The following is a 9,666-nucleotide window of genomic DNA, read 5'->3' as shown; positions in this document are numbered from 1 at the left end:
TGTGGCGAGGGAGCTTGCTCCCGCTCGGCTGCGAAGCAGACGCAACCGGGCGCAACCGGGGTTCGCTCCGCGCCCCAGCGGGAGCAAGCTCCCTCGCCACAAGCGTGCACCTTCCCCCGGCTCAGGCCCGCAGCATCATGTAGGCCGCCACCACCAGGCACACCCCGGCGAAGCCCACCTGCAAGGCCCGCGCCGGCACCAGGTAGCAGAGTTTGCGGCCGATGATCATGCCGACGATGCTGGCGACGATGAACGCCGCGCCCAGATGATCGATCCGTACCCCGGCGTGGAACGCACCGGCCACGCCGATGGCGGAGATCAGGCTGATCACCATCAGCGACGTGGCGACGATGCCGCGCATCTGCACATCGGTCAGTTGCTTGAACGCCGGCACGATCAAAAAGCCGCCGCCGACGCCGAGCAGCCCCGACACCACGCCCGTCACCGCCCCCAGCGCCGCGAGGGTCGCGGTGCATTTGGCGGTCCAGGCCAGGCGTCCGGTCTGCTGGTTGAGCATGCAGTTCTTCTGCCCCCAACTGGCATGGCCGTGGTCGCTCGGCCCCTCTTCCTTGCGTTCGCGGCGCAGCATGCGCGCGGCCACCATCACCATCAGCAGGCTGAAGAGGATCATCAGGATCTTCTCCGGCAACTGATGGGCGAAGTAGATGCCCAGCGGCGAAAACACCGCCCCCAGCGCCGCGATCAACAGCGCCGCACGGTAGCGCACCAACCCGTGGCGCAAGCCGTCGATGGCGCCGACCGCCGCCGCGCTGCCCACCGCGAACAGCGCCACCGGCGCCGCCTGCGTCATGCTCCAGCCCAACCCCAGCACCAGCGCCGGCACGGCGAGAATCCCGCCGCCGGCCCCGGTCAGGCCGAGGATCAGCCCCATCACCACACCAAACAGACTTGCCAGCAACATAGGCGGTCCTTACTCGACTCTGGACAGGCCGGTCAGCCACTCGCGGCCCTTGAGCATGCCGTTCCAGTAGAACCACGGCAGCAACGTCGCCTTCAGCCACCACGCGGAACGGCGCGGCACGGTCGGGTCGAGGGCGAAGGTCGGCAGCAGTTTGCCGCCGTAGCCGAACTCGGCGAGGATCACCTTGCCCTTCTCCACCGTCAGCGGGCACGAACCGTAGCCGTCGTACTTGAGCGGCAGCGGCTGGCCCTTGCGCAGGGCCAGCAGGTTCTGCGCGACCACCACGACCTGTTTGCGCACCGCCGCGGCGGTCTTGGCGTTGGTCGTGCCGCAGATGTCGCCCAGGCCGAACACCTCGGGATAACGCGGATGCTGCAGCGTGTGCGGGTTGACCTCGCACCAGCCGGCCGGGTCGGCCAGAGGGCTGTGCGCGATGAAGTCCGGGGACACCTGCGGCGGCACGGCGTGCAGCAGGTCGAAGGCTTTCGCCTCGCGGGTGACGTTGCCGTCGGCGTCCTTGACCTCGAACCACGCGGTCTTCGCCGGGCCGTCCACCTTCACCAGGTTCGAATTGAATGCCAGCCGGGCCTTGTACTTCTCGATGTATTTCATCAACGGCGGCACGAAGGTCGGCACGCCGAACAGCGCAGGTCCGGCCAGGTTGAACTCCACGTCGATGCCGTTCAGCACCGAAGACCTGAGCCAGTGATCGCACGACAGGTACAGCGCCTTCTGCGGCGCGCCGGCGCATTTGATCGGCATCGCCGGCTGGGTGAACAGCGCCTTGCCGCCGCGCAGGTTCTGCACCTGCTCCCAGGTATAGGCCGCGTGCTGATAACTGTAGTTGGAGGTGACGCCGTGCCGGCCGAGGCTTTCCTGCAAGCCTTCGATCTTCTCCCAGGCCAGGCGCAGGCCGGGGCAGACGATCAGGTTGCGGTAGCTGACGGTGCGGTCGTCGTTGAGGGTGAGTCGGCGCTTGTCCGGGTCGATACAGGTCACCAGGGCCTGCACCCAGGTCGCCTGGCGCGGCAGCACCGACGTCATCGGCCGCGCGGTGTCCTTCACGTCGTAGGCGCCGCCGCCGACCAGGGTCCACGCCGGTTGGTAGTAATGGTGGGTGCTCGGTTCGATCACAGTGACTTTCAGGGTCGGATCACGCTTGAGCAGGCTGGCGACGAAACCGATGCCGGCCGTTCCGCCGCCGATGACCACGATGTCCGCACTGATGGATGGGCCCCAGTGTTGGTCGTTCATTGCTTGTTCCTTTTGCTGCACGCAAGGATGGATGCGGGAGCGGGCCGGCTCGCGATGACGGCGGAACATTCGGCATCGACATGGCCTGAGCCGCCGCAATCGCGGGCAGGCCCGCCCCACAGGTACCGTGTTTCGTTATTGGGTTCCGGGCTGTTCCCAGCTCTTGAGCACCGCGCCGCAGTACAGGCCCGAAAGGGTTTTCATCACCTGAATCACTTCGTGACTGGCGAGGCCGTAGAAAATGTACTTGCCTTCACGGCGGGTCGCGACCAGCCCTTCATCACGCAGGATGCCCAATTGCTGGGACAGGGTCGGCTGACGCACGCCGGTCATCTTTTCCAGGTCGCCGACGTTGCGCTCGCCCTGGGTCAACTGGCAGAGGATCAACAGCCGGTCCTCGTTGGCCAGGGCCTTGAGCAGCGAACAGGCCTTGGAGGCCGACGCCCGCAGTTGGGCGACTTCACATTCGGTCAGACTGGATTGCATTTGCAGGAAGCCTTCAACGTCACTTAAGCTGCGAACATTATGTTTTTACATAAAGTGTTGCAACCCATGACTGACTTCTCGTCCCCTTTCACAGGTTCATCTCCATGCCCGCACTGATTGAAGCCTTCCTCGACCCCGCCTCCTCGACCTACAGCTACGTGGTCTACGAGGCCGACGGCGGCCAGTGCGCGATCGTCGATCCGGTGCTCGACTACGACGGCGCCGCCGGCCGCACCTGCACCGCCCAGGCCGACAAGATCATCGCTTTCGTCCATGCCCGTGGCCTGCAGGTGCAATGGCTGCTGGAAACCCACGCCCACGCCGACCACCTCTCCGCCGCGCCGTACCTGCGCCGGGCACTGGGCGGCAAGATCGCCATCGGCCAGGCGATCAGCAAGGTGCAGGACGTGTTCAAGGCGCTGTTCAACCTGGAGCCGGAATTCCGCGCCGACGGCTCGCAGTTCGATCACCTGTTCGCCCCCGGCGAATCGTTCATGATCGGCCGCCTCAAGGCCACCGCCCTGCACGTCCCCGGCCACACGCCGGCAGACATGGCCTACCTGATCGACGGCGAGCAGATCCTGGTCGGCGACACCCTGTTCATGCCCGACGTCGGCACCGCCCGCTGCGACTTCCCCGGCGGCGACGCCCATCAATTGTTCAAGTCGATCCACAAGCTGCTGGCCTTCCCCGCCAGCGTCAAACTCTACGTCTGCCACGATTACCCGCCGGCCGGCCGCGGCCCGCAGTGCCAGACCACCGTCGGCGAACAGCGCAAAAGCAACATCCACGTGCACGACGGCATCGATGAGGCGGCGTTCGTCGAGATGCGCACCCGGCGCGACGCCGGGCTGGGCATGCCGACGCTGCTGCTGCCGGCGATCCAGGTGAACGTGCGGGCGGGGAACCTGCCGCCGGCCGAAGGCAACGGCGTGACGTACCTGAAGATCCCGATCAACCAGGTCTAATTGCCCAGCGTCAGACCATTCGCCGGCAGCGGCAGCGCAGTCTTGTAGCGCACCTGCTTGAGCGCAAAGCTCGAACGGATGTTGGCCACGCCCGGCACCTTGGTCAGAAAGTCCATCATGAAGCGCTCCAGCGACTGGATCGTCGGCACCAGCACCCGGATCAGGTAGTCCGGGTCGCCGGCCATCAGGTAGCACTCCATCACTTCGGGGCGGTCCGAGATCGCCTCTTCGAAATGCTGCAAGGCCTCCTCCACCTGCTTCTCCAGGCTCACATGGATGAACACGTTGACGTGCAGCCCCAAAAGGTCCGCGTCGAGCAGGGTCACCTGCTCGCGGATCACCCCCAGTTCCTCCATCGCCTTGACCCGGTTGAAGCACGGCGTCGGCGACAGGTTGACCGAACGGGCGAGGTCGGCGTTGGTGATGCGCGCATTCTCCTGAAGGCTGTTGAGAATGCCGATGTCGGTACGGTCCAGTTTGCGCATGAGACAAAACCACCTGTTTTTTATGTTTATGCAGATTTTCTATCTGCAAATGATCTTCAGCGCAACGAAACAGAGAGAAATATTCTTCTTGGCCGGGCCTATGATTGTTGTAGGACAAGAATTCTTTTACCGAAGAACGACTGTCAGCTCACTACAAGAAATTCACAAGATCGAGCGTAGAAGCCATGACCCAAGCGTATGAACCGCTGCGTCTGCACGTGCCCGAACCCTCGGGCCGCCCAGGCTGCAAAACCGACTTCTCCTACCTGCATCTGACCGACGCCGGCACGATGCGCAAGCCTTCCATCGACGTAGAGCCCGCCGACACCGCAGACCTGGCCCGTGGTCTGATCCGCGTGCTCGACGACCAGGGCAACGCCCACGGCCCCTGGGCCGAAGACGTGCCGGTCGAGATCCTGCGCAAGGGCATGCGCGCCATGCTCAAGACGCGCATCTACGACAACCGCATGGTGGTCGCCCAGCGTCAGAAAAAGATGTCGTTCTACATGCAGAGCCTCGGCGAGGAAGCCATCGGCAGCGCCCAGGCCCTGGCGCTGAACATCGATGACATGTGTTTCCCGACCTACCGCCAGCAAAGCATCCTGATGGCCCGCGAAGTGCCGCTGGTCGACCTGATCTGCCAGTTGCTGTCCAACGAGCGCGATCCGCTCAAGGGCCGCCAGCTGCCGATCATGTACTCGGTCAAGGACGCCGGCTTCTTCACCATCTCCGGCAACCTCGCCACCCAGTTCATCCAGGGCGTGGGCTGGGGCATGGCCTCGGCGATCAAGGGCGACACCAAAATCGCCTCGGCCTGGATCGGCGACGGCGCCACCGCCGAATCGGACTTCCACACCGCCCTCACCTTCGCCCATGTCTACCGGGCGCCGGTGATCCTCAACGTGGTCAACAACCAGTGGGCGATCTCCACCTTCCAGGCCATCGCCGGCGGTGAAGCCACCACCTTCGCCGGACGCGGCGTCGGCTGCGGCATCGCCTCCCTTCGGGTCGACGGCAACGACTTCGTCGCCGCCTTCGCCGCCTCTGCCTGGGCTGCCGAACGCGCCCGCCGCGGCTTGGGCCCGACCATGATCGAATGGGTCACCTACCGCGCCGGCCCGCACTCGACCTCCGACGATCCGTCCAAGTACCGCCCGGCCGACGACTGGAGCCACTTCCCGCTGGGCGACCCGATCGCCCGCCTGAAGCAGCACCTGATCAAGATCGGCCACTGGTCGGAAGAGGAACACGCCGCCGCCAGCGCCGAGATCGAGGCCGAAGTCATCGCCGCCCAGAAGCAGGCCGAGCAGCACGGCACCCTCACCAGCGGGCAGATCCCGAGCGCCGCGACCATGTTCGAAGACGTATACAAAGAGATGCCGGAGCACTTGAAGCGCCAGCGTCAGCAGTTGGGGGTCTGAGATGAACGATCACAACAACAATATCCAGCTGGAAACCGCCATGACCACGACCACCATGACCATGATCCAGGCCCTGCGCTCGGCCATGGACGTGATGCTTGAGCGCGACGACAACGTCGTGGTGTTCGGCCAGGACGTCGGCTACTTCGGCGGCGTGTTCCGCTGCACCGAAGGCCTGCAGACCAAGTACGGCACCTCGCGGGTGTTCGATGCGCCGATCTCCGAGAGCGGCATCGTCGGCACCGCCGTGGGCATGGGCGCCTACGGCCTGCGCCCGGTGGTGGAAATCCAGTTCGCCGACTACGTGTACCCGGCCTACGACCAGATCATTTCCGAGGCGGCGCGCCTGCGCTACCGCTCGGCCGGCGAGTTCACCGCGCCGATGACCCTGCGCATGCCCTGCGGCGGCGGCATCTACGGCGGCCAGACCCACAGCCAGAGCATCGAGGCCCTGTTCACCCAGGTCTGCGGCCTGCGCACCGTCATGCCGTCCAACCCTTACGACGCCAAGGGCCTGCTGATCGCCTCCATCGAAAACGATGACCCGGTGATCTTCCTGGAGCCCAAGCGCCTGTACAACGGCCCGTTCGACGGCCACCACGACCGCCCGGTGACCCCGTGGTCGAAACACCCCGCCGCCCAGGTGCCGGACGGCTACTACACCGTGCCACTGGACGTCGCCGCCATCACCCGTCCGGGCAAGGACGTGACCGTGCTGACCTACGGCACCACCGTCTACGTGTCGCAGGTGGCCGCCGAAGAGAGCGGCGTGGACGCCGAGGTCATCGACCTGCGCAGCCTGTGGCCGCTGGACCTTGAGACCATCGTCAAGTCCGTGAAGAAGACCGGCCGCTGCGTCGTGGTTCACGAAGCCACCCGCACCTGCGGTTTCGGCGCCGAGCTGGTGTCGCTGGTGCAAGAGCACTGCTTCCATCACCTGGAAGCCCCGATCGAGCGCGTCACCGGTTGGGACACCCCCTACCCGCACGCGCAGGAGTGGGCGTATTTCCCAGGGCCGTCCCGAGTGGGCGCGGCGTTGAAACGGGTCATGGAGGTCTGAATGGGCACGCACGTCATTAAAATGCCGGACATCGGCGAAGGCATCGCAGAAGTAGAACTGTCGCAGTGGCACGTCAAGGTCGGGGACCTGGTCGTCGAAGACCAGGTGCTGGCCGACGTCATGACCGACAAGGCCATGGTCGACATCCCGTCGCCGGTGCACGGCAAGGTCATCGCCCTCGGCGGGCAGCCGGGTGAAGTGATGGCGGTCGGCAGCGTGCTGATCAGCATCGAAGTCGAAGGCGCCGGCAACCTGAAGGAGTCCGCCGCGCCGGCTCCGGTCAAGGAAGCCCCGGCCCCCGTGGCGCCGAAGGTCGAGGCCGTCGTCGAAAGCAAACCCGCCGCCGCGCCGCGTCCGGCCGCCGTTTGCCAGGGCCCGGTGGTGGCCCGCGAAGCCGGCGACCGTCCGCTGGCCTCCCCGGCGGTGCGCAAGCACGCGCTGGATCTGGGCATCCAGCTGCGCCTGGTGCGCGGCTCCGGCCCGGCCGGCCGGGTGCTGCACGAAGACCTCGACGCCTATCTGGCGCAAGGTCAGTCGAACGCTTCGGCGCCTGCCGCCAACGCTTACGCCCAACGCAACGACGAAGAGCAGATCCCGGTGATCGGCATGCGCCGCAAGATCGCCCAGCGCATGCAGGAATCCACCCAGCGCGCCGCGCACTTCAGCTACGTCGAGGAAATCGACGTCACCGCCATCGAAGAGCTGCGCGCGCACCTGAACGACAAGCACGGCGCCAGCCGCGGCAAGCTCACCCTGCTGCCGTTCCTGGTGCGGGCGCTGGTCGTCGCCCTGCGCGACTTCCCGCAGATGAACGCCCGTTACGACGACGAGGCCCAGGTCATCCACCGTCTCGGTGCGGTGCATGTCGGTGTCGCCACCCAGAGCGACGTCGGCCTGATGGTGCCGGTGGTGCGCCACGCCGAAGCCCGCAGCCTGTGGGACAGCGCCGCGGAAATCTCCCGACTGGCCAACGCCGCACGCAACGGCAAGGCCAGCCGCGACGAACTGTCCGGCTCGACCATCACCCTGACCAGCCTCGGCGCGCTGGGCGGCATCGTCAGCACCCCGGTGCTGAACCTGCCGGAAGTGGCCATCGTCGGCGTGAACAAAATCGTCGAACGGCCGATGGTCGTCAAAGGCCAGGTGGTGATCCGCAAGATGATGAACCTCTCCAGCTCCTTCGATCACCGCGTGGTCGACGGCATGGACGCGGCGCTCTTCATCCAGGCCATCCGCGGCCTGCTCGAACAACCCGCGACCCTGTTTGTGGAGTGAGGCACGCATGCAAACCCTGAACACCACCCTGCTGATCATCGGCGGCGGCCCCGGCGGCTACGTGACGGCGATCCGCGCCGGCCAGCTCGGCATCTCGACCATCCTGGTCGAAGGCCGCTCGCTGGGCGGCACCTGCCTGAACATCGGCTGCATCCCGTCCAAGGCCCTGATCCATGTGGCCGAGCAGTTCCAGCAGACCCAGCACCACAGCCAGCATTCGGCGCTGGGCATCAGCGTCGGCGCACCGACCCTCGACATCGGCAAGAGCGTCGAGTGGAAGGACGGCATCGTCGACCGCCTGACCACCGGCGTGGCGGCGCTGCTGAAGAAGAACAAGGTCCAGGTCATCAACGGCTGGGCCAAGGTCATCGACGGCAAGACCGTCGAGGTCGGCGACACCCGCATCCAGTGCGAGCACCTGGTGCTGGCCACCGGCTCGAAGACCGTCGACCTGCCGATGCTGCCCATCGGCGGGCCGGTCATCTCATCCACCGAAGCCCTGGCGCCCACGTCGGTGCCTAAGCGCCTGATCGTGGTCGGCGGCGGCTACATCGGCCTGGAGCTGGGCATCGCCTACCGCAAGCTCGGCGCCGAGGTCAGCGTGGTCGAGGCCCAGGAGCGGATCCTGCCGGCCTACGACGCCGAGCTGACCCAACCGGTGCACGAAGCCCTCAAGCAGCTGGGCGTGAAGCTGTACCTCAAGCACAGCGTCCTGGGCTTCGACGGCAAGCTGCGAGTGCGCGACCCGAACGGCGAAACCCTGAACCTTGAGACCGACCAGGTGCTGGTGGCCGTCGGCCGCAAGCCCAACACCCAGGGCTGGAACCTCGAAGCGCTGAACCTTCAGATGAACGGCGCCTCGATCAAAATCGACAGCCGCTGCCAGACCAGCATGCGCAATGTCTACGCCATCGGCGACGTGGCCGGCGAGCCGATGCTGGCCCACCGCGCCATGGCCCAGGGCGAAATGGTCGCCGAGCTGATCAGCGGCAAGACCCGCGAGTTCAACCCCACCGCCATCGCCGCCGTGTGCTTCACCGACCCGGAACTGGTGGTGGTCGGCAAGACGCCGGACGAGGCCAAGGCCGCAGGGCTGGACTGCATCGTGTCGAGCTTCCCGTTCGCGGCCAACGGCCGGGCCATGACGCTGGAGTCCAAGAGCGGCTTCGTGCGGGTGGTCGCCCGCCGCGACAACCATGTGATCGTCGGTTGGCAGGCGGTCGGCGTCGGCGTGTCGGAGCTGTCCACGGCGCTTGCCCAAAGCCTGGAGATGGGCGCGCGGCTGGAGGACATCGGCGGCACCATCCACGCCCACCCGACCCTGGGCGAGGCGGTGCAGGAAGCGGCGCTGCGGGCCTTGGGGCATGCCTTGCACATTTGATTGAGGAACATTGAAGGCGGCAGAGAAGGCCTCATCGCCAGCAGGCTGGCTCCCACAGGGGTACGCAATCCAACTGTGGGAGCCAGCCTGCTGGCGATTTCCTCAAGGCCATGCGATTTATCTGCCCGTCATCCGATAGTCCGGGCTGCGAAACCGGATCAGAATGAAGTATTGTTGTGCCCATCCAAAAAAACGTCAGAAGCCTTGACCGTTTCGACGGTTGTTCAGTGATAGAGGGTGTCATGGGTAACGAAAGCATCAATTGGGACAAGCTGGGTTTTGACTACATCAAGACCGACAAACGCTATCTGTCGTACTTTCGCAACGGCGAGTGGGACAAAGGCACCCTGACCGAAGACAACGTGCTGGCCATAGTGAAGGGCGGTGGAGCCTTCGCTGATGTGCAGCACGTTG

The 9,666-nt window shown here is 65.6% G+C and carries 9 protein-coding genes; 5 read left to right on the top strand and 4 right to left on the bottom strand.

Annotated elements, in window-relative coordinates; translation table 11 throughout:
• Positions 1 to 121: 121 nt before the first annotated feature.
• The 3 genes from ACIP0B_RS18120 to ACIP0B_RS18110 all read right to left on the bottom strand — a co-directional run bounded on the left by ACIP0B_RS18120 (position 122) and on the right by ACIP0B_RS18110 (position 2,662).
• On the bottom strand, positions 122 to 922 hold the full coding sequence (locus tag ACIP0B_RS18120; protein ID WP_400834511.1) for a sulfite exporter TauE/SafE family protein: 801 nt from the start codon (positions 920 to 922) through the stop codon (positions 122 to 124).
• 9 nt (positions 923 to 931) lie between these two features.
• Positions 932 to 2,176 carry an FAD-dependent oxidoreductase gene (locus tag ACIP0B_RS18115; protein WP_400834508.1) on the bottom strand — a complete coding sequence of 415 codons (1,245 nt, stop codon included), beginning with the start codon at positions 2,174 to 2,176 and terminating at the stop codon, positions 932 to 934.
• 135 nt (positions 2,177 to 2,311) lie between these two features.
• On the bottom strand, positions 2,312 to 2,662 hold the full coding sequence (locus ACIP0B_RS18110) for an ArsR/SmtB family transcription factor (protein WP_400834505.1): 351 nt from the start codon (positions 2,660 to 2,662) through the stop codon (positions 2,312 to 2,314).
• A gap of 104 nt (positions 2,663 to 2,766) precedes the next feature.
• Here ACIP0B_RS18110 and ACIP0B_RS18105 point away from each other — a divergent pair, with 104 nt between their 5' ends.
• Positions 2,767 to 3,630, top strand: a complete 864-nt coding sequence (locus ACIP0B_RS18105) for an MBL fold metallo-hydrolase (protein ID WP_400834502.1) — start codon at positions 2,767 to 2,769, stop codon at positions 3,628 to 3,630.
• Here the strand turns inward: ACIP0B_RS18105 and bkdR are convergent.
• Positions 3,627 to 4,115, bottom strand: coding sequence for a Bkd operon transcriptional regulator BkdR (gene bkdR, locus ACIP0B_RS18100; RefSeq protein ID WP_007976593.1), 489 nt, complete (start codon positions 4,113 to 4,115; stop codon positions 3,627 to 3,629). The genes ACIP0B_RS18105 and bkdR overlap by 4 nt on opposite strands.
• A gap of 185 nt (positions 4,116 to 4,300) precedes the next feature.
• Here bkdR and ACIP0B_RS18095 point away from each other — a divergent pair, with 185 nt between their 5' ends.
• Genes ACIP0B_RS18095 through lpdA form a run of 4 tightly spaced genes read left to right on the top strand, consistent with a single transcriptional unit; the run spans position 4,301 to position 9,252 of the window.
• A complete protein-coding gene (locus ACIP0B_RS18095; RefSeq protein WP_085583403.1) occupies positions 4,301 to 5,536 on the top strand; it encodes a 3-methyl-2-oxobutanoate dehydrogenase (2-methylpropanoyl-transferring) subunit alpha in 1,236 nt (411 codons plus the stop codon).
• A 1-nt stretch (position 5,537) separates the two neighbouring features.
• The gene (locus ACIP0B_RS18090) at positions 5,538 to 6,596 is read left to right on the top strand and encodes an alpha-ketoacid dehydrogenase subunit beta (RefSeq protein ID WP_085583401.1); all 1,059 of its coding nucleotides are present in this window, start codon (positions 5,538 to 5,540) and stop codon (positions 6,594 to 6,596) included.
• Positions 6,597 to 7,871: a dihydrolipoamide acetyltransferase family protein gene (locus ACIP0B_RS18085; protein ID WP_400834497.1), complete on the top strand. Its 1,275-nt coding sequence runs from the start codon at positions 6,597 to 6,599 to the stop codon at positions 7,869 to 7,871.
• A gap of 7 nt (positions 7,872 to 7,878) precedes the next feature.
• Positions 7,879 to 9,252, top strand: coding sequence for a dihydrolipoyl dehydrogenase (lpdA, locus tag ACIP0B_RS18080; RefSeq protein ID WP_400834494.1), 1,374 nt, complete (start codon positions 7,879 to 7,881; stop codon positions 9,250 to 9,252).
• Positions 9,253 to 9,666: the final 414 nt, after the last annotated feature.

Source organism: Pseudomonas sp. NPDC089534, from assembly GCF_044749305.1.
GTDB lineage: Bacteria > Pseudomonadota > Gammaproteobacteria > Pseudomonadales > Pseudomonadaceae > Aquipseudomonas > Aquipseudomonas ekonensis.
The sequence above is the reverse complement of the archived record's forward strand: the minus strand, read 5'-3'. Positions and strand labels throughout refer to the sequence as shown.